Here is a 22,283-nt window from a genome sequence, read left to right as displayed (position 1 = left end):
TCTTTCATTTTTATAACTAGAAAGTAATTAAACTGTATATAATTCAGTCGTTGATGGCTATTTCCAGTGTTTTTAGCTAAAAAAAAAGGTAAATAATTATATACTGATTCATTTTAGGCAATACTAAATTAAACAAGCATTGTTCGAATGAATTATAGAAAACAACTTTACTTATTTCTTTTTTCCGTTATATCAATCTCTTGTAGTCAAAAACAAGAAAGCTATGATTTAATAAAAGAAAATTTATTTACTGGTGGAATAGAAGGTCCAGCTACAGATTATTTAGGGAATATTTATGCAGTTAATTTTGAAAAAGAAGGAACAATTGGTAAAGTAACTGCTTCTGGTGAAAGCAGTATATTTCTCGAGTTGCCTAATGGAAGTATTGGAAATGGTATTCGATTTGGTGATAAAAATCAAATGTTTGTTGCTGATTATACTAATCATAATGTTCTTGAAGTGAATCTTGAGACGAAGGAAATTCAAGTTTTTGCGAACCAACCTTTGGCAAATCAACCAAATGATATTGCGGTATTGTCTAATACAACGTTATATGCTAGCGATCCAAATTGGAAAGAAAGTACAGGGAACTTGTGGAAGGTGACCAAGGAGAATGGTTTTGAATTGTTAGAAAAGAACATGGGGACTACGAATGGAGTAGAGGTGAGCCCTGATGGTAAAAAGCTATATGTAAACGAATCTGTTCAAAGAAAAGTTTGGGTGTATGATATTAAAGAAAATGGTGATGTTGCGAATAAAAAGGAATTGATTTCATTTAAAGACTTCGGATTGGATGGTATGCGTTGCGATAAAGACGGAAACCTTTATGTTTGTCGCTACGATAAAGGTACAGTGGTAGTACTTTCACCAGAAGGAGAAGTGGTAAATGAAATACATCTTACAGGGAAAAAACCAACCAATATTACCTTTAGTCAAGATTATTCTAAATGTTATATTACAGTTGCTGATAGAGGTTGTATTGAAGTGATTGACTTAATATAGTCATATCAACTATTAGCTATACTTTGGGCGCATATGTAGCCTCCTGTCCAGGCGTTTTGAAAATTGAATCCACCAGTAATGGCATCTATGTTTAAAATTTCACCTACAATAAATAGGTTTTTATGGATTTTGCTTTCGAAACGCTTGAAGTTAATTTCTTTGAGGTCAATTCCTCCTGCGGTAACAAACTCATCTTTAAAAGTAGTTCTACCATTGGCATTGAAGAGCCCTTGAGTTAATTGTAGAGACAAGGCGTTTAATTGTTTATTACTCAAATCTGCCCAATTTGCTTTGGCTGAAATTTTAGAAGCATTTAGTAAGCGTTCCCATAGCCTTTTAGGAATGTCTGAAAAGGGAGATCTTAAATAAATCTGTTTTTTAGAAAACTCTTGTTTAAAGTTATTGAGCATTTCAAGAGCTAAATCGGTATCCATACCAAGCCAATTAACAATAACATTGTATTGATAGTTCTTTTCAGCTAATATTCTAGCTCCATAAGCAGAAAGCTTTAAAACAGCGGGCCCACTCAGCCCCCAGTGGGTAATTAATAAGGGACCAGAATTTTCAAGTTTTGTTTTAGCGATTTTTACGATGGCTTTAGGAACGGATATTCCTCCCAAATCAATAATACGAGGATCTTTAATGTTAAAAGTAAATAAAGAGGGTACAGGTGGAATGATTTTATGATTTAGTTTTTCGGCTAATTCCCATACTTTTTTACTACTACCTGCTGCGATAACTAAAAAATTACATTGGTAAGTTTCATTTTTAGTAATGACCTCCCATGTTTCACTTTTATGGGAAATATCAATTACATTTTGTCCCGTGGCGATTTTAATATTGAGTTTATTCGTTAATTCCGAAAAACAATTAATAATTGCCTGAGAGGTATTTGCCTCTGGGAATACACGGTTATCATCTTCAATTTTTAATGGAACTCCTCGGTTGTCGAACCATTCGAAAGTATCACCAGTCATAAATTGATGGAAAGGACCGAGTAATTCTTTTTCTCCTCTTGGATAATGTTTCACCAGTTCTTTTGGTTCAAAACATGCATGAGTAACATTACAGCGTCCACCACCTGATATTTTTACTTTTTGTAAAACGTCTTTTCCTTTTTCTAGGATAGTAATATCTAGCTCTGGATTTAATTCTTTCGCATTAATAGCTGTAAAGAAACCAGCTGCTCCGCCTCCTACAATAATTACTTTCTTTTTAGTGCTCACGATGTTTGTTTATGTTTAATGACATAAGATAAAGGTCAAATCCTTTAGCCCAAAAGTCATTAGTTATGCTGTCTGTTTGAAAACCTAATTTTTGATAAAATTTGAATGCCAATTGTGAAGTTCTCACAATAATGGTGTCAATGTTTCTGTTAGATTTTATAAGCTCAATTCTGTGATTGACTAGTTGCTTACCAATACCTCTTCCATGATGATTTGGATGAATAATATCCCAAGAAATTCTAGCTTTTTTATTTTCAATATCATAATTAATACCACCACAGCCAATAATTTCATTATTTACTTCAAAAACAAAATAATCTTCGATTTCATTTTTCAAATAACTTATATAGTCAAGTTTTTCAGAAGGATCGAAATACCTTGGAATATTTTGATCGAGTAATGCAATTAACTTATCAGTATCTTCAATGGAGTATTGTCTAATCATGACGTAAAATTAAAGAATCATTTCTGAGTAACTTAAAACAGTAGTATATCCTTTATTTTTAAAATACTTTGGAGTATCATCATTTCCGGTAGCCAAAACAAAATCGCCACCCCAAGCTCCTAAACTTTTCACTTCTCCAAAATAATCAGGAAACAATCTTTTCTTAACAGGTTCTTGCTGTATAATTTTACTTATTATTAGCTCGTGCTCGTTAATAAGAGTATTAAAATCGTTAATAGATTTAGTATTTAGAATATTGTGGGAAATTTCGTTTATCGTTGATATATGTTGAAGAGCTTCCTCTTTCGCTTTTCTATACTGTGCAATTCCCTCTCTACTGTTTTGCTTCTGATTTAAGTGAATAAAAAATAGTTGATTCTTAAAGTCGGGATTAAAATTGACTTCCTTTATTGTAGGGGTCTTTTCCTTAACACTATATAAAATTGGAGTATTATGTTTTGCACAAGCAATGTCGTAACCACTTCCTGAAAAAGAATTCCACAAAAGAGTAAATGGATTAACCTTTGCCCAAGAAGCAATATTGTTTATTAAAGTAGAAGAACTTCCAAGTCCCCAATTTCGAGGAAAAGACAAGTTCGTCTTAACAATATATCCCTTCAGGCTATTTAAAAACTCTGGATTTAATTTTTTGGCTTCTTGAAGAATTGTTTGAAGTGTTTCAGCAATAAACTCAGAACTTCCTTCTTTATCAGAATTAAAAGTAGCTGAGGTAAGTCTAAGTTTAGGTAAGTCAAAACTGGCTTCAAACCAGCATTCTCCAGTATTTGTAAAACTACCCCAAATTAACTCTGGCTCATCAATAGCTTCTACAATTAAATCTTGTCCAAATTTTGTTGGAACAGCCAAAGCTTGCGCACCATCAAGAACAAGATATTCACCTGTTAGTAATAGTTTACCATTACTGTAATGTTTTTGTGAACTCATTTAAACTTTCTTTCTTAAGTTTTCGAGTGCTTCAACAACACCACTATGAGATACTGTTTTGTTTTCAAACTCTTTTGAAATAAGCTCTTTTTCTTCAGAAGTCGCTCCCATTTGATTTAAAATATTCATCAAGTGCATTTTCATATGACCATGTTGAATCCCTTTTGTGGTTAGGGCCCTTAAAGCTGCAAAGTTTTGAGCTAAACCAGCGGTAGCCATAATTTCCATTAATTCGGGAGCTGATGGTCTTCCCATCATATCTAAAGATAATTTGGCCATTGGATGTAGAGCTGTTAATCCTCCAACAGTACCTAAAGCCAAAGGAAGTTCAATCCAAAATCTGAAAATGCCATCTTTCACCTCACAATGAGAAAGACTACTGTAACTGCCATTTTTTGAAGCATAGGCATGAACTCCAGCCTCAATAGCTCTAAAGTCATTACCTGTTGCCAAAACAACGGCATCAATACCATTCATAATTCCTTTATTATGAGTAACCGCTCTATAAGGTTCTATCTCAGCTATTTTTACAGCCTGTTCAAATTTCTTAGCGAATTTTTCTGGATTTTCACCACCTAAATCTTCTACTTTACAAGATACTTCAGCTCTAACTAAACATTCAGGAACATAGTTAGACAAGATGCTCATTACAATTTCAATATCATCTCTTCTAAACTGATTAGCCATAGCTTCAAGGCACGAATTGATAAAATTCGCTCCCATTGAATCTTTGGTTTCGAAAGTAACATGAAGTTGATAGTAATTCTCTAATTGTTCTGTTTTATCAACAAGAACAATATCTAAAATACCTCCTCCACGTTTTTCCATATTCTTGGTAATGGATGAAGTTGCTTCTCGAAGTTTTGGCTTTTGTTCTTCAAAGTAGTTAAAGAGGTCTTTTTTATCACCTTCAAACATGAAGTGAACATGTCCAATTTTTGTAGTAGAAATAACTTCAGTTTTGAATCCTCCACGTGTACTCCAAAATTTGGCTACCAAAGAAGCTGCCGCTACCACCGAACTCTCCTCAACAACCATAGGTATTACATGCTCTTTTCCATTGATAATGAAATTTGGGGCAATACCATAAGGCATATAGAAATTGGTAATGGTGTTTTCTATGAAATCGTCATGTAGTCTTTGTAGTCCTTCATCAGCATTCCAGTATTGCTGAATTGTTTCTATGATTTCGTTTTGGTTATTAAAAAAATTCTTTGCTAACCAATCAATCTTTTCTTGTTTAGAAAGTTTGGAAAATCCTGAAATAACTTTCGCCATTCTGTGTGTAAATTTTAAGGATTCAAAGATAAATGAATCCAGTTAAATTAGCGGTGTTTAAAGATATTTATGGGCATTTTAACCTAAAAATTAATGAATTTTCCGTAAACTTGGCAAACTTTTTACTTAAACAGCAACTAAATATGAAAAAACTGTTAATATTTTTTCTTGGGTTTGCTTCTTTGATGCAGGCTCAAAAAAAAGATATTTCTCTAGAAGATATTTGGAAAAACGGCACATTTAGAGCCGATTACATGAATTCTTTAAACTCCATGAACGGAGACTTTTATTCACTTCTTAACTATGATAACTCAGGAACATCAGTGGATAAATACAGTTATGAAACACTAGAGAAAGTTGAAACTATCGTACATAGTAAAGACTTAAAAGAAATAAAATACTTCAACTCTTACGAGTTTAACAATGACGAAACAAAATTAATTTTAGGAACTAACTTCAAACCTATATTTCGTCATTCATTTTTAGGAACATTTTATGTTTATGATATTGCAACTAAAACGTTATCGTTAATAGGTGAAGATATCCAAGAACCTACATTTTCTCCAGATAGTAAAAAGATTGCTTTCGCTAAAGGAAATAATCTTTACATCAAAGATTTTTCAAGAGATGAAACAATTTTTCAAATTACTTCGAACGGAGCAAAGAATAAGATAATTAATGGTATTACGGACTGGGTTTATGAAGAAGAATTTGGTTTTGTAAGAGCTTTTGAATGGAGTGGAGATAGTAAGAATCTTGCTTTTTTACGTTTTGATGAGAGTAAAGTGAAAACGTTCTCAATGGATATGGTTGGTGAAGAAAAGTACCCTTCTCAGCATGTGTTCAAGTATCCAAAGGCTGGAGAAGATAATGCAAAGGTTTCTCTGCACATGTTTTCATTAGAGACGAATAAAACAGCTGAAATTACTGTTGGAGAGTATGAATATATTCCAAGAATTAACTGGACTAAAGATGACAAAGTGTTAGCGGTAAGAACTTTGAATCGCCACCAGAACGATTTAAAATTATACTTTGTAAACGCTAATACATTTAATGCTCAAGTAGTTTTAAATGAAACTGATAAGGCTTATGTTGATATCAATGACGATTTAACTTTCCTCGATGATAATAGCTTTATTTGGACTAGCGAAAAAGATGGATATAATCATATCTATCACTATGACAAAAAAGGAAAGTTAATCAATCAAATTACTCAAGGAAATTGGGAGGTAACTTCATATTATGGATTCAATCCAAAGAAGAAAACAATTTACTATCAATCAGTTGAAAATGGATCTATAAACAGAGGGGTATATAGTATTTCAATTAAAGGAAAGAATAAAAAGTTATTGAGTAATCCATCAGGAACAAACTCAGCGGCTTTTAGTAAGAACTTGAACTACTTTATTAATACATTCTCTGATGCAAATACTCCACAAGTTTATACTTTGAGAAATGCGAAAGGAGAGGTGTTAAAAACAATCAAGGATAATGCAGCTTTAAAAGCTAAAGTTGCAGAATATAATATGGGAACAAAAGAATTCTCAACTATTTCTGTGAATGGTGAAGAATTGAATATGTACATGATTAAACCTGCAAATTTTGATCCTTCAAAAAAATATCCTCTATTTATGTATCAATACTCTGGGCCAGGATCTCAGCAAGTAGCAAACAGATGGGGTGGAGCAAATGATTATTGGTATCAGATGTTAGCTCAGCAAGGCTATATTGTAGCTTGTGTTGATGGTAGAGGAACTGGATTTAAAGGACGCGATTTTAAAAAGGTTACCTATTTGAATTTAGGAAAGTACGAAGTAGAAGATCAAATTGGAGCAGCGAAAGAATTAGGAAAGTTACCTTATATTGATGCTAACAGAATTGGTATTTGGGGATGGTCTTATGGAGGTTATATGAGTACAAATTGCATTCTTAAAGGAAACGACGTTTTTGCTGCGGCGATTGCAGTAGCTCCTGTGACTACCTGGCGTTTTTATGATAGCATCTATACAGAGCGCTATATGAGAACTCCAGAAGAAAATGCTTCAGGTTATGATGATAACTCACCGTTAAGCTACCCTGAGTTGTTAAAAGGAAAGTATTTATTAGTGCATGGAACTGGTGATGATAATGTTCACGTTCAAAATGCCTACAGAATGGTGGAAGCTTTAGTTCAAGCGAACAAAGATTTTGAATGGGCAATGTACCCAGACAAGAACCATGGAATATATGGAGGAAACACACGTTTACATCTATATACTAAAATGACTAACTTTATTAAAAATAACTTATAATACAATCATTATGGCTGACTCAGTAACCAATAAATATCGGGAAAAAGAAATTTTAGGGCATCCTGCCGGTCTATACGTTTTATTCTTTGTGGAAATGTGGGAACGTTTTTCTTACTATGGAATGCGTGCAATTTTAACACTTTTCTTAGCAGCTCCAGTTTTACTAGGAGATCCGCAATCAGGATACGGATGGACTAATGCCGAAACCCTATCTTTTTATGGAACATATACAATGTTCGTTTACTTAACATCGATTCCCGGAGGTTGGATTGCTGATAAATTTATCGGTCAGAAAAAAGCAGTAATGCTTGGAGGATTGTTATTATGTGCAGGGCATGGAATTTTAGCTATTGATGCACAATGGGCCTTTTTTACTGGGTTGATTTTAATTGTAATTGGTGTTGGTTTTTTAAAACCGAACATTTCAACTATGGTCGGAGGTTTATACAGACAAGGTGATGATAGAAGAGATAAAGGATTCTACATATTTTATATTGGTATTAATTTAGGAGCTTTTTTAGGTGCTCTTACCGTTGGAGCTGTTGCGGCTAAATATGGTTGGCACTATGGTTTCGGTTTAGCTGGAATCGGAATGGCTCTTGGACAGTTAGTATATATGTTCGGATTAAAATATTTAGAAGGTGTAGGTGAATTTTTAGGAAAAAAAGACTCTCCAGACAAAGAGTTAATGAAGAAGCCCTTAACTCAGGTGGAGAAAGATAGAATGTTGGTAATGTTCTTATCATTCCTTATTATCATTGTTTTCTGGGGAGCTTTTGAGCAAGCTGGAGGATTAATGAGTTTATACACTGAGCAAAAAACAAATAGAATGCTTTCGTTTTCATTACCATTGGTTGGAAATGAAATTCCTGCCGCAGTTTTTCAATCTATTAATGCGTTTTTCATTATTGTATTGGGTACTGCAGTTGGTGCATTCTGGTATAAATGGGGTAAAAAAGGAAAGGAATCTTCTTCATTATTCAAAATGGCTGTAGGAGTTATTATTATGGCTTTTGGATTCTTCTTTATGAGTAAAGCAAGTACTGAAGTTGTAATGAATGGAGATGAGGTTGTTGAAAAGTCAGCTATGATATGGTTGGTTTTAGCATACTTATTCCACACGATTGGTGAATTATGTGCTTCTCCAGTAGCATTATCTTTTATCACAAAATTAGCTCCAGTAAAGTATGCCTCTTTTATGATGGGAGCTTATTTCGCAGCAACGGGGCTAGGAAATAAGGTAGCAGGGTTTGTAGGAGAATTATCCGAAGGGGCTGGAGAGTTCCAGGTTTTTACTGGAATAGCTGTCTTTTGTACCATATTTGGAATACTAATAATCGCTTTGCTGAAACCATTAAAACGATTAACCCATGGTGCGGAAGACATTAATGGAACTTCAAAAGAAGAAGCAGAAGGATTTGAAATAGCAGATAATAATTAAAAAATATAAGAAGCAAGCCTCACAGTTTTAAAATTGTGAGGTTTGTTGCGTTTATAAACTAAATACTAGAAATACATGAGTACAGATATTGAAAATCTATTTAAAGATAAAGTATTAGGGCATCCAGCTGGGCTGTTTGTACTATTCTTTACGGAAATGTGGGAACGTTTTTCCTACTACGGAATGCGTGCATTATTAGTAATGTTTTTTACTGCATCTATTATGGATGAGGGATGGGGCTGGCCTAGAGAATGGGCTTATGCTATCTTCGGAACCTATACTTCATTAGTTTATCTTTCTACTATGTTAGGAGGATACTTTGCAGATAACGTAATAGGAATAAGAAAAGCCGTTGTTGTAGGTGCTTTGTTAATGACATTGGGGCATGGAGCTATGGCTATTGAAACACCTTTCTTTATTTATACAGGATTAACCTTATTAGTATTTGGTAGTGGATTCTTTAAACCTAACATGACTTCGATTATCTCCGAAATGTATACTGGTAAATCAGAGAAAAAAGATGGTGCCTATACGATTTTTTATATGGGAGTGAATGCAGGAGCATTTTTAGGAATTTTATTGTGTGGTTATTTAGGAGAAAAAATTGGATGGTCTTGGGGATTTGGTGTTGCTGGAATCTTTATGTTATTCGGATTGTTACAATTTTGGTTTATCCAAGGAATATTTGGTGACATAGGTAAAGAAGCAAAGAATAAGAATGTAGATGTTTTAGATGAGGTGTTAGATACAACAAATCCATCAGATAAGACAGATGAGATTAAAAGAAATCCTTTCACAGGAGTACAAAAGGTATTAATTGCTGTTTCGTCTATATTAGGATTGCTATGGATATTTAATGATCCAATCTCTAAAATTTCCGAAGGAAAATATAATGTATTTCCATTTGAGTTCGCTGGATATTCTGGATCGACAATAGCTATTATCGTCGCGTTCTTAATTTTTATAGCTCTGTTGGTAATGCGTATTCCAAAATATGATAGAGTTACTCGTGATAGAATGTTAGCAGTAATGTTTTTCGCCTTTGTAACTATATTTTTCTGGGCGATATTTGAGCAATCACCAAGTTCATTAACAATCTTTGCTAAAGATTATACCGACAGAGTACTGGAAGGAAGTGCAGGTATGATATTCAAGGTAGTAAATTCCTTAATGACCATTATACCTTTGGGTATAATAACTTGGGTGTTGTTCTTATTATTTAAAAAGACATTTGGAAAATATAAGTTATCTAATATATTTTTAGGAATTAGTTTTGTAATTATTTGGTATATAGCGTTATGGATGCTGAATGAGGAGTTTCAAAAAGATACGGCAGAAATTCCAGCTTCTTGGTTTTCAGTATTAAACTCGTTATATATTATTACGTTAGCACCACTATTTTCAAAATGGTGGGAAAGCAAGTATAATCCTAATGCTAATATGAAATGGGCAATTGGAATGGGATTATTAGGTTTAGGTATGGCTGTGATTGCGGTTGGAGCAAATGGAATTGAACCTGGGGCTAAAACAGCTTCGGTAAGTATTATTTGGTTAATTCTAGTTTATTTATTCCATACAATGGGTGAATTATGTGTATCGCCTGTAGCACTTTCTTATGTGTCTAAATTAGTACCAGGAAGAATGATAGCATTTATGTTCGGTATTTGGTATTTAGCAGTAGCGATTGGTATGAAGTTAGCCGGTGTTTTCGCTGAATCCTCTGAAAGTATTGCTCAGGAACAAGGATTAAGTAGTTTCTTCTGGTTATTAACCTTTATTTCGTTCGGATTGGCGGTGTTATCAGCAGTTCTATATCCTGTTATAAAGAAACTTATGCACGGAGTTAAATAGCACTTTTTTAAAAAGTTAAATAATATTAAACCTGTTAATTCGTTAGAAATTGACAGGTTTTTTTGTAAATTTGGAATAGTTATTGAGACCAAGAAGATATGAGGAAATTTATTTTTATAATAGTAGCTTTAGTTTCTTTGAGTGTTACTGCTCAGAATCAAAATAAGATAGAATGGTTGTCTTTTGAAGAAGCTATGGAGAAAAACGAAAAGGAACCAAAACCAATTTTAATTGATATTTATACAGATTGGTGCGGATGGTGTAAAAAAATGGATAATACAACATATAAAAATGATGTTATTGTCAATTATATAAATGAGAATTATTACCCTGTTAAATTAAATGGAGAGGATCGAAATGATATTAGTTTTCAAGGGAAAACATTCACTTATAAAGCTCAAGGAAGAAGAGGGTATCACGAATTGGCAGCTGCATTAATGAAAGGGAAGTTAAGCTATCCTTCAACAGCATTTATGAATAAAGACAAACAGTTATTACAAAATGTTCCTGGCTATATGGCAGAAAGGAAATTTGAAAAAGTATTAGCTTTTTTTAATGATGAAAATTATAAAAAAACAAGTTGGAAAGATTTCGAGAAGAATTTTAAGAGTTCTATTTAGTTCGTCTTTTTAATTTAAAATATAGGCACCATTTTTTTCAGTAGAATAAAATGGTGTTTTTTGTTTTCTACAAGCCTCCTCCCATTTTTGTATGAAGCTTTTGTAATTGCTACCATCGGCAATCACCATTTTGGGGTTGTTATTGATTAAGACCCTATTTAAGTTAATTTTAGGAGAATTACTCAGTAAAATAATCAGGTTTCCCTTTAAGCCTTTAATCATGGAAAAGTCATCGTTTTTCATAATAAATAGAATATTTTCTTTATGTCTTAAAATGTCTGGAACTCGTTTTTCTAAGGTAATATCTAAACTTTCATTTTTTTTGAAGGGAGAGATAATGTAATCTAAATTAGAGTCTTGGATTTTATTGTAAATAGTCATGTTTTTCCCTCTTTGTTTACCAATAATAGTCTCTCTGCTTTTGTGAAAAACAACTAAGGAATTCTTTGTGCTTATTGTTTTCTTTTCATGTATAAATAAAAATTGGAGAATTATAAAACTGATTAGAGCAAAAAAGGTTGTTTTTTTATTGAATTTATAAAGACTTTTGATACCTGCTATAATTATTAAATACCAAATAATTGTTTGAGTTTGATTTAATGAAATTTCATGTAATACAAATTGCTCAAAAGAAGCCATCCATTCAACAAAGGTATTCATCTGAATTATTATGAAATCATATGCTGAAACAATAAACCTGGGTAGTGTATTTGAAACAGCAAACAGGATTATTAGCATTCCTGAAATTAAAATAAAGCCCAAGAGAGAAACAATTACCAAATTAGAAATTAAGAAAAGTAAAGGGAATTGATGAAAGTAATAAATACTTAGTGGAAGTACGGCTATTTGAGCCGAAATGGATACTATAGACAATTGCCAAACTTTTTTTATGATTAAATATCGAGGATTCCATAAATTAAATAGAAGTGGATATATCCAGATAATTCCGAATACTGCTAAATAACTTAGTTGGAATCCTACATTGTATAAATTCATAGGGTTAATTAACAATAAAATAAACATTGAGCTGATAATAGAGTGTTCACTAAAAGTTTTTCTATGAAACAGATTGGCTAGAGTAATAAAGGAGAACATGGTAGCTGATCGAGTTACTGAAGGTGATAAACCAGAGATAAAAGCAAAGCCCCAAAGGATAAGGATTACAATAATTATCCTGATGTGCTCACCATATATGAAATACTGTAGAGGTTTTAAAATGAAGTTTATAAATATCAGTAGTATCCCTAAGTGTAAACCAGAAATGGCGAGAATATGAATTACCCCAGCATCGGTATAACTAGTTAATGTTTCTTTGGAAATTTCTTTTCGCTGCCCCAAAAGAAGTGCTTTCATGATTGAAAGAGCTTTCTTTGAAAATGGTTGGTTCTCTAGAGATTCTTCTAATTTAATTCTAATGTTTTCAGCAATACCCTTAAGAGTATGTTTTTGTTTTTCTATAACTTCAAACTCTCCTTTTCTTAAAAAGACCTGTTCATAAACATATTGCTTTGCTAAGTAATTGCGATAGTCAAATTGATAAGGGTTTAAAGGCGGGGAAATCGATTTGAAATCAGGTTTAGCTACTATTAACTGATCAATATTTAGCGTTTGAGAATACTTTTTTTCAATACTTAATAGAATGTTTCCTGTAGAAGAAAAATTACTTATAGCTATTATCTTTCCGATATACTTTTGATGAAACTTAGTTGATTTGAGTTTTTCTTTTATCTGAATTGTTATGACTTTATTTTTAGAGTTGTAATTTTTGTAATAGTTATAGTGGTTTTTGGGGTTTTTAATATGAGCAGTCAAATAACCAATACAAATAAATGAAGTAATTAGGATAGGAGGGAAGTATTTATTGTTTGAAGATCTTTTACTAAGAAACAATAAAATAACAAGGAAAATTACAACAATTAATATTTTAGAAATACTGATATGAAGATGAACGAGTTTATGATTTAGGTAGATTCCTATAATGAGGGAAACTACCATGTAAAAGGGTAGATATTCTAATAATTTTTTCATAGCACTATAAATTTATGAAAAATATTTAATTCAGGACTGGGGAGAGAAAATTGAGTTAGAATTTGTGTTTGTCTTGAAAAAAAAGGATATAAAAAAGTATTTTAGATCTTCATTTGTTTGTTTTGACACTTTTTTCACATTTGATAAACAACTTTTTACATTTGATGAATGAGAATGTTGAAGGTTGACGGTAAATTTGTGTAAGCATTAAATACTATTGGAAAAACGATATAGTTTTTGAAATAGTTGCTCTGGTTTTTAATTACTAAAAAATGAAAAGATGAAAACAAAATTTATTTACATACTAAGTATCGCAGTTATTTTTTCCTTGGCATTATATGGATTTAGTAATAATCAAAAAAAGAAAAAGAAAATGGTTTGTAAATCAACATCTGGAATTTCTTATGGTTTTGACTTGCCAGATAAGCCCAATAAAGAATTAAGCTACGTAATTAAACGTAAGGATAATAAAGTTGTGATATCTGAAAAATTAAAGAAGGCTAAAAAACTATCTGATTTTATAGATTACTTTCCGCACAATTGGATTTATGAATACGAATCAGTCACTATTGGAGTTCTGTCAAATGGTGTTGAAGAGAAAGCTATATCTAAGAATAACTTTTTAACAAAAGAGCAAGAACGTTTAATTAGTAAAGCGAAAATGTTTGATCTAATAACGGTGAAAGTTCATTATGATTCGAAGAACCCAGTTACAGATAAAAGAGAAAAGAACATCATGAATTTCGCACTAAGAGTATCGCCTAAGCATGAGGCGGAATATGTAGGAGGTTATTATAAAATGATTCAATACTTAAAGAAAAATACAGGAATTGAAGTATTAAATTGGTCGACTGATATTAAAAAACGCGCGATCATTCATTTTTGGATAGATCAGAATGGAGAAGTAACGAACTTAACTGTGAAAGAATCTTCTGGTCGTAATAATGTTGATGAGAAACTAATAAAATTACTGAAGAGCATGCCAAAATGGACACCAGCAAAAACTAGTGACGGCGAGCCAGCAATGCAGGAATTCGAATTTGCAATAGGAGGAGATATGTGTTAAATTTATTTACTTACTAAGTAAGCTTTAAAAGCTTCGGCACTTGTGTCGGAATTTTAAAAGTTGTTTCCTTTGAATGCCTTGTGAGCTTGCTCCAAGGTAGTTGGCTTTAATCCACACTAATGAGCGTGTTACTTTTTATTTGTTTGATTACGAAAGAGCTTTGAATATTTGAAATAATTTCTAATTGAGACATTTCTTTTAAAACAAAGTTTTGATATTCATCCATATCTTTTAAAATAATCTTTAATAAGATATCAAAGCTACCTGCAATATAGGATACTTCAGCTATTTTAGGCACCGAGTTAACATAGTCTTCAAACTTTTTAAAAGCGTTATCCTCATGTTGAACTAATGTAACTTGGCAATAAACAATTAATTTTTTGCCCAACATTTCAGGTTTAACAATAGCAACATATTTTTCAATTATCCCAGAAGCCTCAATTTTTTTTATCCTTTCATGAGTTGGAGTAATGGAAAGATTAATCTTTTGAGAAATTTGTTTAATTGATTGCTTACTGTCCTTTTGCAATTCTTCAATAATTTTCAGATCTATCGAGTCTAATGAAAGCATAGAATATTTTTTTAAAAAGCGTTTGTTTTTATCGAGTGTAAAGTTACTATATTTTGTTTAAATGTGGTTTTGCGGTAAAATTTCCTTAAATATACTTATGTGTGAAGTATTTTATTCTTTGTTTGTAACTTTGATAAAAAATAGTCAATATGCAATCATTTAGTAATATCTACAATAGAATAAAAGAAAGTTCAAATAGTTTTTTGGGTTACCCTTTGGCAAAAGATTTCAGTTTCAGCGAGTTTGCTCCATTTTTAGATTTATGTATAAATAACGTTGGAGACCCTGAATCTGATTCTACATTAACAATTGATACCAAAGAAGTAGAAAGAAAATGTGTTTCTTTTTTCGCAGATATGCTAAATGCTTCGACAGAAGAAGTATGGGGATATGTTACCAATGGAGGAACTGAAGGAAACCTTTATGGCCTTTATTTGGCAAGAGAATGTTATTCTAATGCAATTGTTTATTATAGTGAATCTACTCATTACAGTGTTAAGAAGAATCTACATTTATTAAACATGCGTAATGTTGTTGTAAGAAGTCAGGAAAATGGTGAAATTGATTACGAGGATTTAGAGCAAATATTAACGATTCATAGAGATAAACCTGCAGTATTCTTTTTGAATATTGGAACAACAATGACCGAGGCTGTTGATGACTTAGAAAAGATTAAAGAAATAATAAGAAAGTATGCTATAAAAAATTACTACATTCATTGTGATGCTGCGTTTCTTGGAACAATAGCTCCTTTTGTTGAACCAAGACCTAAATTCGATTTTGCTGAAGGAGTGGATAGTATCTCTATATCCGGTCATAAGTTTATTGGTGGACCAATACCATGTGGTGTTGTTATGTGTAAAAGAGCTCATAGAAATAGAGTGGCAAATTCGATATCATATGTAGGAACATTAGATACTACAATTACTGGATCAAGAAATGGATTGACACCATTGTTCTTATGGTCAGTTCTTGAAAAAATTGGCAAGGAAGGGTTAAAATTAAGAGTGCAGGAAGCACAAGAATTAGCTGCATATACTGAAAAAGAGTTGTCTGGTTTAGGTATGAATGCTTGGAGAAATAATGAGGCTTTAACTGTTGTTTTTGATAAACCTTCAGATGAGTTATGTAAAAAATATCAGATAGCTTCAGAAGGAAATATAGCTCATATTATATGTGTTCCAGGATTAACCAAAGACAGAATAGATGTGTTTTTAAGGGCATTGGAGTTAGAGGTTCAAGAACTTGTTGGTTAAGGTTAAGGAAAACTTTTATAGCAAAACTACTTTTATAATTAGTATGTAGGTTTTTAAGTTAAAAAAATGTACCTTTAAATAGTAATTTCATTTTCGGGGGGTGACTAGTTTATTAAGTTAAATAATGTATTAATATGCTATTGATCCAGAATGAATTAATCAATGCTTCTGAAGTGAATAATTCGGAAGCAAAAAAGCTCTTAGAGTTAGCTGAGCGGAAAAGTTTAAAGTATTGTAATTCTTTGTATTTAGAATTTTTTAATCAATTCTATACAAGGACTAATTGTAAAATCGATCATTTTTTTGACATTAACTTTGGAGATTCTCTTATTGAAGTAAAACAGAAACTCCGAGTTATCTATTCTATTATTGCTGTTAGGTCTTTTCTAGATGTCTTATGTTATAAGATAAGAATAGGAGAACATAGGATAGAGGTGGAGTTACATTTCTACAAAAATAAATTAGTGTTTTTTAAATACGCGTTTCCTTTTATTAAAGATAGAACTGATATTATTAGTCATTTAAATCAAAAGTACTTTATGAACATGAATCATATAGATTTTATAGACGAAGGTGCTGTTGATCTTGATGACAATTTTGTGAGAGTATGCGAGAAAGAAGTCTTTACTGTGATGTATTTATCAAGAGAATCAAGGTTTTTAGAGTATTTAAGCCAATTAGAAAACTTTGATATGTGTGCTAAAAAGAAAATAAAAAAACATATCGCTGGATAGCATAATTTTATACAAATAAAAAGCTTAAAAGCGATCTTGAAATAATGTAATAGCAAAATAAAGTGTTTAAAACAAGGTTTTTAAGTTTAAAAAGTGTATATTAGAAGAACATAGAGATTCCATGGGGGGTGATGAGTTTATTATAAAAAAATAGTAATATGCTGCTGATCCAAAGGAAATTGTCTGAATTACTGGGTAACAAGAGGTACTACAGTAATTATTATAATCAATCAATCTCTAAATATAGAGACATAAATTGTTACCTCTCTGTATACGATAAACTGCCAGAAAAACATTGCTCAATTCTTACTGCAGAGAAAATTAATCATTCTGATGATGTAAATTTCGGAGATTCGATTTATAGTGTTAAAAAGAAGTTGAATGTTGTATACTCAATTGTGAAGGTACAAAAGTACTGTCATGTCTTATTCTATAAGATGAGAATAGGGATTTACAAAATTGTTGTTGAACTTCATTTTTTTAAGAGCAAACTAGTATTTTTTAAATATACTTTTCCATCTATAAATAAGAGGTTAGAAATAGAGAAGTTTGTAAAGAAAAAATATCTTGATAGTAATAGATTGATAGATTTTAGTAAGCAATGTATAGTTGATAAATGGAATAACCATCTTCGGATTGAAAATGAAGTAGCGTTTAGCTTATATTATGCGTCTATGAAGTTTGGCTTTGCTGACTATCTAAAAAAGAAGAAAAAGACGATTAATAGGAGAAAAGTAAATCGTGAAAAGTATAACTTAAATGAATTATTAGAACGACTTTAAACTTTTCTTTGGTAAGAAAAAAGACCCCTGAATAAAAAATCAAAGGTCTTTCGTATTTATTTAAACTCCACGTTGTTTATTTATTTCATCTTGAAGTTTTCTTCTTAATTGTTGTTCCTTTTCGAGAGATTTCTTTTTATGAAGCTCGAATTCTTCCTCAATTTCGTTATAAGCTAATTGTGTTTTTTTAGTAATACTATTGCTATTTTTAAATCGGTAAATAAAAAATAGTAGTGATACAATTAAAACTGAGATAATACTCCAAACAAATAAATTATAACTTGTTTTAGTCAAGTTAATACCTAAAAAAGAAATCTCATTCTCTTGGGTTAATGAAACTTCTAGTTTTTGGTTTAATTCAGCGATTTTATTTTCCAGAGACTTTGATGTAGCTTCTAGAGTGGTAATACTTGTTTGTTTTAATTTGATAGTATCTTCAAGCCCTTTTACTGAGTTTACTACGTTTCCTTTAAGAGCTGAATAAGCTTTCTTATCAATTACTTTGTACTTTTGATAAGAACTAGACTTTTTATATAATTCTTCAAATTGGTTTTGAATTAACTTACTTTCTGAATTGTTTCCTTTGTCTTGAGCAACAGATAAAGATGTAGTTGTAGTAATAAAAATAAATGATAAGACTTTTAATAATTTCATAAAAGATTTTTTAAGTATAAATAGATGTTAGTAAAAAACCCAAACGTTAAAGTTTGGGTTTTTATTATAAGCAAGTTTATGAAACTTATTTTACTTTTTCTACAATGGCCTTAAAAGCTTCTGGGTTGTTTACAGCTAAATCAGCTAAAACCTTACGGTTTAACTCGATGTCATTTGCTTTAACTTTACCCATAAACTGAGAGTAAGACAAACCGTACTGACGGGCTGCAGCGTTAATACGCTGAATCCATAATGAACGGAAGTTTCTCTTATTGTTTTTACGGTCTCTATAAGCATATAATAATCCTTTTTCAACCGCGTTTTTTGCTACTGTATAAACGTTCTTTCTACGTCCGAAGTAACCTTTTGCTTGCTTCAAGATTTTCTTTCTTCTATTTCTTGAAGCTACTGAATTTACTGATCTTGGCATAATTCAAATTGTTTTTGTAGCAGGCGATTACAATGTTTCATGTAATTCTTTTATGAGCCCGACTCCATGGTTAATAATTAATTTACTACCTAGCTAACAATTATTTTAATACTAATTGTTGCTTAATACTTGCTTCATCAGACTTATGTACTAATGTAGCATGTGTTAATGCAAGCTTACGTTTTTTAGACTTCTTTGTTAAGATATGACTTTTAAACGCGTGCTTTCTTTTGATTTTTCCAGAGCCAGTTACTTTAAAACGTTTTTTGGCACTAGATTTTGTTTTAATTTTAGGCATTTTTGCTTTTCGTTTTTATCTTGCTTATATTCTTTCTTACTTATTTCGTCTTCTTTGGAGCAATAAACATAGTCATACGTTTACCTTCTAATTTAGGCATTTGTTCAACTTTTCCATAATCTTCAAGTTCTTGAGCCAATTTTAATAACAAAATCTGACCTTGTTCCTTGAAAACAATAGAACGCCCTTTAAAAAATACAAAGGCTTTTAATTTAGCTCCATCCTTTAAAAACTTAATAGCATGTTTCTTTTTAAACTCATAGTCATGCTCATCAGTCTGCGGTCCAAAACGAATTTCTTTAACAACTACTTTAGTTGCTTTTGCTTTAAGAGCTTTTTCTCTCTTTTTTTGCTCGTACAAGAACTTTTTGTAATCAATAATCTTGCAAACAGGAGGAACTGCTTTAGGTGAAATTTCAACTAAATCTAACTCCAATTCCCGTGCAAGTTCTTTTGCTTTGGATAAAGGGTATACACCAGTTTCAACATTATCGCCTACAAGACGCACTTCATCAACATATTTAATCTTTTCGTTGATTCTATGTTGATCTTCTTTAATTACTCTGGTGTTTCTTACACCTCTTCTTCTTTTGATTGCTATGACTTATAAATTTAAAATTACTATATACTATTTTAAAAAGGAACTAAGGTTTTATTAACTTCCTCTTTAATCAAAGATACAAAATCTTCGATAGAAAGTGCACCAATATCTCCTTCACCATGCTTCCTTACAGAAACAGTGTTTTCATCTTGTTCCTTCTCTCCGACAATCACCATAAATGGTATTTTACTTACTTCGGCATCTCTAATCTTTCTACCTGTTTTTTCATTTCGATCATCGATTAGGGCGCGAATTTCGGAATTTTCTAACAAATGTAAAACTTTTTCCGCATAATTTTGATATTTCTCGCTGATTGGCAGAATAATAACTTGTTCAGGAGTTAACCATAGAGGGAATTTTCCTCCTGTATGTTCCAGTAATATGGCAATAAAACGTTCCATAGAACCAAAAGGAGCTCTATGTATCATTACAGGTCTATGAAGCTTATTGTCTGAACCTTTGTAAGTTAATTCAAAACGTTTCGGTAAATTGTAATCTACTTGTATTGTTCCTAATTGCCAGCTTCTACCTAGGGCATCTTTTACCATAAAGTCCAGCTTAGGACCATAGAAAGCGGCTTCACCTTCCTCAATAACAAAATCAAGACCTTTATCCTTTGCTGCGTTGATAATAGCATTTTCAGCTAATTCCCAAGTTTCTTTCTCTCCGATATACTTATCAAGGTTCTCCATATCTCTAATAGAAACCTGAGCAGTGAAATTTTCAAATCCTAATGAAGTGAAAACGTAAAGAACTAAATCGATTACATTTTTAAATTCTGAATCAAGTTGTTCTGGAGTACAAAAAATGTGTGCATCATCTTGAGTAAATCCTCGTACTCTAGTCAATCCATGCAATTCACCACTTTGCTCATATCTATATACCGTACCAAATTCTGCATAACGAATAGGTAAATCTTTATATGAATAAGGCTTGTGAGCATATATTTCACAGTGATGAGGGCAGTTCATTGGTTTTAATAAAAACTCTTCATCATCTTTTGGAGTCGTTATAGGTTGAAAACTGTCTTCACCATATTTCGCATAATGTCCAGATGTTACATATAAGTCCTTTTGACCTATATGTGGAGTCATTACCATTTCGTATCCAGCCTTCTTTTGCGCTTTCTTTAAGAAATCTTCTAATCTACTTCTTAAAGCAGCACCTTTAGGTAGCCATAAAGGAAGTCCTTGACCAACTTTTTGAGAAAAGGTGAAAAGTTCTAATTCTTTTCCTAATTTTCTATGGTCGCGCTTTTTTGCTTCCTCTAATAGTTCTAAATATTCTTTAAGTTGTTTTTGTTTCGGGAAAGAAATACCATAAACACGAGTTAACTGGTTGTTCTTCTCATCTCCTCTCCAGTAGGCACCAGCAACATTCATTATTTTAACAGCCTTGATTAACCCCGTATTAGGTATATGACCTCCTCTACATAAATCTGTAAAGTTACTATGATCGCAGAAAGTAATGTCTCCATCTTCTAGTCCTTCGATGAGTTCTACCTTATATTCATTATTTCTACCTTTATAGTATGCCAAGGCATCAGCTTTAGAAACCTCACGCATTTTAAATTCTGCTTTCTCACGAGCTAATTCTAAAAATTTTTTCTCTATTTCAGGAAAATCCTTTTCAGAGATTACATCATCACCTAAATCAAGGTCATAATAAAAACCATTATCAATAGCAGGTCCTATAGTCAATTTGGCATTTGGATAAAACTCTAAAATGGCTTGAGCTAATACATGGGCAGAAGAATGCCAGAAAGCCTTTTTACCATCTTTATCATTAAATGTGTATAAAACTAAAGATCCATCGGTCGTTAAAGGAGTGGTTGTTTCAATGGTTGTTCCATTAAAACTAGCAGAAATAACATTTCTTGCAAGTCCTTCACTAATACTTTTAGCTACGTCAATAGGCGTGCTATTCATTTCAAATTCTTTAACGCTTCCGTCTGGTAATGTAATTTTAATCATTATGTTTTATATAAAATTATACTTAATTTCCTTACAAGTGGAAATTTTCGAAGGGCAAAGATATTGCAAATGCATTTTGTGTACAATAATATAGGTATATAATTAATGCAACTGTAATGCAGCTGTAATCCAATGAAAAGCAATACTCCTTATATAATGATACTAATTTAGGATTATTCCTGGTGTTCAGGTGTTGTATAATAAGGGAGGATGTGTTTAGGGTGTCGGTGTTTTTCGGGAGGGAAGCACTTTAAAAATCGAGTTTTAAAAAAGCTTAAAAAAAGTTAACGGCTTAAGTAGTTGAAAATAAGTTTGTTTATAGGTTAGGTTAAATGAGTTTTAAAAAAAGCTTAAAAAAAGTGTTGTTGGAATAAAAAATGGTTGTATGTTTGCAGCCGCTAACACGGAAACACAGACACGGCGTTAGCAAGTTCATTGAGGTTAGGGTTGGATTTAAAGATAAAATGAGGTTGAAAAAATAAGTTAAAAAAAGCTTGTTTAAATGATTTTAAAGTAAGTATCTTTGCAGTCCGATTTTAGACGGAAAGTTCATTGATTTGGTGTAAAGTTTTAAACGGAAAACGAAACAAAAAAAACTTTTAAAAAAAAAGTTTGTCAGTTTTAAAAGAGTTTATATCTTTGCATCCGCTTTCAGAAGGCGACACGATCACAGAAATTTTGGAATGATTTGTAATAAAAAAATCAGTTAGTTCGATTCTAGCATTTCTACAAGAAGTTGATTAAGATTTTGATTGAAAAAGTATCAAGTATTGCAATTAACAAGTTCATTG

The 22,283-nt window shown here is 31.8% G+C and carries 20 protein-coding genes; 9 read left to right on the top strand and 11 right to left on the bottom strand.

The genetic code is table 11. The features are described from left to right. Nucleotides 1–147 precede the first annotated feature (147 nt). The gene (locus tag ACKTTV_RS06475) at nucleotides 148–1,002 is read left to right on the top strand and encodes an SMP-30/gluconolactonase/LRE family protein (RefSeq protein WP_408030011.1); all 855 of its coding nucleotides are present in this window, start codon (nucleotides 148–150) and stop codon (nucleotides 1,000–1,002) included. Nucleotides 1,003–1,007: 5 nt separating this feature from the next. On the opposite strand, the gene ACKTTV_RS06470 is transcribed toward ACKTTV_RS06475, so the two are convergent. Genes ACKTTV_RS06470 through ACKTTV_RS06455 form a run of 4 tightly spaced genes read right to left on the bottom strand, consistent with a single transcriptional unit; the run spans nucleotide 1,008 to nucleotide 4,938 of the window. Then, nucleotides 1,008–2,228: a BaiN/RdsA family NAD(P)/FAD-dependent oxidoreductase gene (locus ACKTTV_RS06470; protein WP_408030010.1), complete on the bottom strand. Its 1,221-nt coding sequence runs from the start codon at nucleotides 2,226–2,228 to the stop codon at nucleotides 1,008–1,010. After that, nucleotides 2,218–2,673: a GNAT family N-acetyltransferase gene (locus ACKTTV_RS06465; RefSeq protein ID WP_408030009.1), complete on the bottom strand. Its 456-nt coding sequence runs from the start codon at nucleotides 2,671–2,673 to the stop codon at nucleotides 2,218–2,220. The genes ACKTTV_RS06470 and ACKTTV_RS06465 overlap by 11 nt, the downstream gene beginning before the upstream one ends. Before the next feature lie 9 nt (nucleotides 2,674–2,682). Continuing rightward, nucleotides 2,683–3,618, bottom strand: a complete 936-nt coding sequence (locus ACKTTV_RS06460) for a GYDIA family GHMP kinase (RefSeq protein ID WP_408030008.1) — start codon at nucleotides 3,616–3,618, stop codon at nucleotides 2,683–2,685. Next, nucleotides 3,619–4,938: a hydroxymethylglutaryl-CoA reductase, degradative gene (locus tag ACKTTV_RS06455; RefSeq protein WP_408030082.1), complete on the bottom strand. Its 1,320-nt coding sequence runs from the start codon at nucleotides 4,936–4,938 to the stop codon at nucleotides 3,619–3,621. A gap of 101 nt (nucleotides 4,939–5,039) precedes the next feature. Here ACKTTV_RS06455 and ACKTTV_RS06450 point away from each other — a divergent pair, with 101 nt between their 5' ends. The 4 genes from ACKTTV_RS06450 to ACKTTV_RS06435 all read left to right on the top strand — a co-directional run bounded on the left by ACKTTV_RS06450 (nucleotide 5,040) and on the right by ACKTTV_RS06435 (nucleotide 11,099). Then, nucleotides 5,040–7,187, top strand: coding sequence for a S9 family peptidase (locus ACKTTV_RS06450; RefSeq protein WP_408030007.1), 2,148 nt, complete (start codon nucleotides 5,040–5,042; stop codon nucleotides 7,185–7,187). Nucleotides 7,188–7,197: 10 nt separating this feature from the next. Further along, on the top strand, nucleotides 7,198–8,628 hold the full coding sequence (locus ACKTTV_RS06445; RefSeq protein WP_408030006.1) for a peptide MFS transporter: 1,431 nt from the start codon (nucleotides 7,198–7,200) through the stop codon (nucleotides 8,626–8,628). Between the two features lie 75 nt (nucleotides 8,629–8,703). Next, on the top strand, nucleotides 8,704–10,479 hold the full coding sequence (locus tag ACKTTV_RS06440) for a peptide MFS transporter (protein WP_408030005.1): 1,776 nt from the start codon (nucleotides 8,704–8,706) through the stop codon (nucleotides 10,477–10,479). Nucleotides 10,480–10,577: 98 nt separating this feature from the next. Further along, nucleotides 10,578–11,099, top strand: a complete 522-nt coding sequence (locus tag ACKTTV_RS06435; RefSeq protein WP_408030004.1) for a thioredoxin family protein — start codon at nucleotides 10,578–10,580, stop codon at nucleotides 11,097–11,099. Between the two features lie 9 nt (nucleotides 11,100–11,108). Here the strand turns inward: ACKTTV_RS06435 and ACKTTV_RS06430 are convergent, their stop codons facing one another. Then, nucleotides 11,109–13,127, bottom strand: a complete 2,019-nt coding sequence (locus tag ACKTTV_RS06430; protein ID WP_408030003.1) for a ComEC/Rec2 family competence protein — start codon at nucleotides 13,125–13,127, stop codon at nucleotides 11,109–11,111. 280 nt (nucleotides 13,128–13,407) lie between these two features. On the opposite strand from ACKTTV_RS06430, the gene ACKTTV_RS06425 reads away from it, so the two are divergent. After that, a complete protein-coding gene (locus ACKTTV_RS06425; RefSeq protein ID WP_408030002.1) occupies nucleotides 13,408–14,193 on the top strand; it encodes an energy transducer TonB in 786 nt (261 codons plus the stop codon). Between the two features lie 106 nt (nucleotides 14,194–14,299). Here the strand turns inward: ACKTTV_RS06425 and ACKTTV_RS06420 are convergent, their stop codons facing one another. Then, nucleotides 14,300–14,764, bottom strand: coding sequence for an Lrp/AsnC family transcriptional regulator (locus ACKTTV_RS06420; protein ID WP_408030001.1), 465 nt, complete (start codon nucleotides 14,762–14,764; stop codon nucleotides 14,300–14,302). 149 nt (nucleotides 14,765–14,913) lie between these two features. On the opposite strand from ACKTTV_RS06420, the gene ACKTTV_RS06415 reads away from it, so the two are divergent. The 3 genes from ACKTTV_RS06415 (at nucleotide 14,914) to ACKTTV_RS06405 (ending at nucleotide 17,536) form a co-directional block, all read left to right on the top strand. Continuing rightward, nucleotides 14,914–16,020, top strand: a complete 1,107-nt coding sequence (locus tag ACKTTV_RS06415) for a histidine decarboxylase (RefSeq protein ID WP_408030000.1) — start codon at nucleotides 14,914–14,916, stop codon at nucleotides 16,018–16,020. A gap of 134 nt (nucleotides 16,021–16,154) precedes the next feature. Continuing rightward, a complete protein-coding gene (locus ACKTTV_RS06410; RefSeq protein ID WP_408029999.1) occupies nucleotides 16,155–16,754 on the top strand; it encodes a hypothetical protein in 600 nt (199 codons plus the stop codon). Between the two features lie 158 nt (nucleotides 16,755–16,912). Continuing rightward, complete coding sequence (locus ACKTTV_RS06405) at nucleotides 16,913–17,536, top strand: hypothetical protein (RefSeq protein ID WP_408029998.1); 624 nt, start codon at nucleotides 16,913–16,915, stop codon at nucleotides 17,534–17,536. Between the two features lie 60 nt (nucleotides 17,537–17,596). On the opposite strand, the gene ACKTTV_RS06400 is transcribed toward ACKTTV_RS06405, so the two are convergent. The 5 genes from ACKTTV_RS06400 to thrS form a co-directional block, all read right to left on the bottom strand. Further along, nucleotides 17,597–18,190 carry a hypothetical protein gene (locus tag ACKTTV_RS06400; RefSeq protein WP_408029997.1) on the bottom strand — a complete coding sequence of 198 codons (594 nt, stop codon included), beginning with the start codon at nucleotides 18,188–18,190 and terminating at the stop codon, nucleotides 17,597–17,599. Between the two features lie 85 nt (nucleotides 18,191–18,275). Next, entirely contained in the window at nucleotides 18,276–18,620 is a 345-nt protein-coding gene (gene rplT, locus ACKTTV_RS06395) for a 50S ribosomal protein L20 (protein WP_408029996.1), read from the bottom strand. A gap of 100 nt (nucleotides 18,621–18,720) precedes the next feature. Next, complete coding sequence (gene rpmI, locus ACKTTV_RS06390) at nucleotides 18,721–18,918, bottom strand: 50S ribosomal protein L35 (RefSeq protein ID WP_408029995.1); 198 nt, start codon at nucleotides 18,916–18,918, stop codon at nucleotides 18,721–18,723. Nucleotides 18,919–18,958: 40 nt separating this feature from the next. Continuing rightward, on the bottom strand, nucleotides 18,959–19,477 hold the full coding sequence (gene infC, locus ACKTTV_RS06385) for a translation initiation factor IF-3 (protein ID WP_408030081.1): 519 nt from the start codon (nucleotides 19,475–19,477) through the stop codon (nucleotides 18,959–18,961). A gap of 74 nt (nucleotides 19,478–19,551) precedes the next feature. Then, complete coding sequence (gene thrS, locus ACKTTV_RS06380; RefSeq protein WP_408029994.1) at nucleotides 19,552–21,492, bottom strand: threonine--tRNA ligase; 1,941 nt, start codon at nucleotides 21,490–21,492, stop codon at nucleotides 19,552–19,554. Nucleotides 21,493–22,283: the final 791 nt, after the last annotated feature.

The organism is Tenacibaculum xiamenense, assembly GCF_964513065.1.
GTDB lineage: Bacteria > Bacteroidota > Bacteroidia > Flavobacteriales > Flavobacteriaceae > Polaribacter > Polaribacter xiamenense.
The sequence above is the reverse complement of the archived record's forward strand: the minus strand, read 5'-3'. Positions and strand labels throughout refer to the sequence as shown.

What these genes read in the sequence shown, in the direction of transcription:
- ACKTTV_RS06425 (WP_408030002.1), top strand. Translation starts at nt 13,408, where the DNA reads ATGAAAACAAAATTTATTTACATACTAAGTATCGCAGTTATTTTTTCC.
- rplT (WP_408029996.1), bottom strand. Translation starts at nt 18,620, where the DNA reads ATGCCAAGATCAGTAAATTCAGTAGCTTCAAGAAATAGAAGAAAGAAA.
- ACKTTV_RS06430 (WP_408030003.1), bottom strand. Translation starts at nt 13,127, where the DNA reads ATGAAAAAATTATTAGAATATCTACCCTTTTACATGGTAGTTTCCCTC.
- ACKTTV_RS06415 (WP_408030000.1), top strand. Translation starts at nt 14,914, where the DNA reads ATGCAATCATTTAGTAATATCTACAATAGAATAAAAGAAAGTTCAAAT.
- ACKTTV_RS06450 (WP_408030007.1), top strand. Translation starts at nt 5,040, where the DNA reads ATGAAAAAACTGTTAATATTTTTTCTTGGGTTTGCTTCTTTGATGCAG.
- ACKTTV_RS06410 (WP_408029999.1), top strand. Translation starts at nt 16,155, where the DNA reads ATGCTATTGATCCAGAATGAATTAATCAATGCTTCTGAAGTGAATAAT.
- ACKTTV_RS06465 (WP_408030009.1), bottom strand. Translation starts at nt 2,673, where the DNA reads ATGATTAGACAATACTCCATTGAAGATACTGATAAGTTAATTGCATTA.
- ACKTTV_RS06475 (WP_408030011.1), top strand. Translation starts at nt 148, where the DNA reads ATGAATTATAGAAAACAACTTTACTTATTTCTTTTTTCCGTTATATCA.
- ACKTTV_RS06420 (WP_408030001.1), bottom strand. Translation starts at nt 14,764, where the DNA reads ATGCTTTCATTAGACTCGATAGATCTGAAAATTATTGAAGAATTGCAA.
- ACKTTV_RS06405 (WP_408029998.1), top strand. Translation starts at nt 16,913, where the DNA reads ATGCTGCTGATCCAAAGGAAATTGTCTGAATTACTGGGTAACAAGAGG.
- ACKTTV_RS06400 (WP_408029997.1), bottom strand. Translation starts at nt 18,190, where the DNA reads ATGAAATTATTAAAAGTCTTATCATTTATTTTTATTACTACAACTACA.
- thrS (WP_408029994.1), bottom strand. Translation starts at nt 21,492, where the DNA reads ATGATTAAAATTACATTACCAGACGGAAGCGTTAAAGAATTTGAAATG.
- rpmI (WP_408029995.1), bottom strand. Translation starts at nt 18,918, where the DNA reads ATGCCTAAAATTAAAACAAAATCTAGTGCCAAAAAACGTTTTAAAGTA.
- ACKTTV_RS06435 (WP_408030004.1), top strand. Translation starts at nt 10,578, where the DNA reads ATGAGGAAATTTATTTTTATAATAGTAGCTTTAGTTTCTTTGAGTGTT.
- ACKTTV_RS06440 (WP_408030005.1), top strand. Translation starts at nt 8,704, where the DNA reads ATGAGTACAGATATTGAAAATCTATTTAAAGATAAAGTATTAGGGCAT.
- ACKTTV_RS06445 (WP_408030006.1), top strand. Translation starts at nt 7,198, where the DNA reads ATGGCTGACTCAGTAACCAATAAATATCGGGAAAAAGAAATTTTAGGG.
- ACKTTV_RS06460 (WP_408030008.1), bottom strand. Translation starts at nt 3,618, where the DNA reads ATGAGTTCACAAAAACATTACAGTAATGGTAAACTATTACTAACAGGT.